This window comes from Allobosea sp. P4_C6 (assembly GCF_056402015.1).
Map to the genome: position 1 here is coordinate 1 of NZ_JBFUIF010000252.1, position 1,291 is coordinate 1,291.

A 1,291-nucleotide genomic window follows, 5' to 3' on the forward strand; every position below is an offset into this window, starting at 1 on the left:
GCGTAGACCGCAGGATCGTATAGGGAATGCCGGATTTCTTGATTATCTCTTCCTGAGCGACCTTGGCGCGGAGATAACCGCTGTCAGGCAGACGGTCCGTGCCGACGATCGAGAGCGCGACGTGGTGCTTGACGCCGGCTTCCCTCTCCGCCGCCATGAGGTTCTTGCCGGACGTCTGGAAGAATTCGAGTACGGCTTTGTCCTCGAAGGAGGGCGAGTTCGCGAGGTCGATCACCACCTCGGCGTTCTTGAGCACCTCGGCTAGGCCTTCCCCGGTGATCGTATTGACTCCGGTATTCGGGGCGGCCGCAATGACCTCATGCCCCTGCTTGTGCAGGCGCTCCGCGGTCTTCGATCCGATCAGGCCAGTGCCCCCGATAATGACGATTTTCATGAGATGCCTCCTGCGCGGCCGCCGATTCGGCGCGCGGTTCGATCAATCTTAGGGTGTCGACCTCGACGAGGTCGGGTTGTGGGCCGAGCCACATGGCTTTGGAAACTGCGCAGCCAGGCTCGGCCGAGAGCCAGACTGGTATTCAATAGTCCCAGAAGACCGGCACCCAGCGGAAGGCGTTGCCCTCGACCGCGACCCGACCGACGGACGGAAACGGGAGGTGGGTGGCCACGAGCTGTTCGCCGGTCCCCGCCAGCTCCGTCAGAAGACGCTGGCGAACGCGGGCTGCTTCCTCGGGGTCATGCTCGAAGCCGTTATACCAGTCAGGATGTTCGAACCCGACAGCGAAAACGGCGTCACCGGCGAACGTCAGTCGGTCGCCGCCGGAGGACAGACGGACCACGCTGTGTCCGGGCGTGTGGCCGCCCGTGCGGCGGACGATGACACCTGGCGCGACCTCGTGTTCCTCGTCGAACAGCCGCAGGTGACTGCGATACTCTTGCGCGAACCGCTTGGCGGCCGCACGAAGGGCATCCGGGAAACCCGCCGGCATGTTGACGTGCGTGAAGTCGGGTGCCTCCCAAAACTTCACCTCGGAAGCCGCCACATGGATCCGCAGGTCCGGGCGCAGTYGGTCCTTCACTCCCTCGACGAGGAGACCGCCGACATGGTCCATGTGCATGTGGGTTAGCACCACGTCGGTGACGGAGCCGAGATCGATGCCGGCGGCCTCCAGGCGCTTAACCAGTTGTCCGGCCCGCGGCAGGCGCTGGCCGGTGGCTTTCGACCGCTTCTCAACGGCCGGGCGAGGTTACGCCTGCCTCCCGGGTTCGTCCACAAGTTGTGAATAGACTAAAGTGCTTGCGGCTTTTCTATGACCGCCGCTCGCGCGACATC

General features: G+C 64.0%; 1 protein-coding gene and 1 pseudogene. Both read right to left on the minus strand.

All coding sequences use genetic code 11. The features are described 5' to 3' along the window. The coding region (locus tag AC1DVA_RS28415; protein ID WP_476808131.1) for an SDR family oxidoreductase at positions 1-394 on the minus strand (394 nt) is incomplete at its 3' end. Between the two features lie 142 nt (positions 395-536). After that, positions 537-1,160 (minus strand): annotated as a pseudogene (locus AC1DVA_RS28420) (MBL fold metallo-hydrolase); the annotation flags it as partial. Between the last annotated feature and the right edge of the window lie 131 nt (positions 1,161-1,291).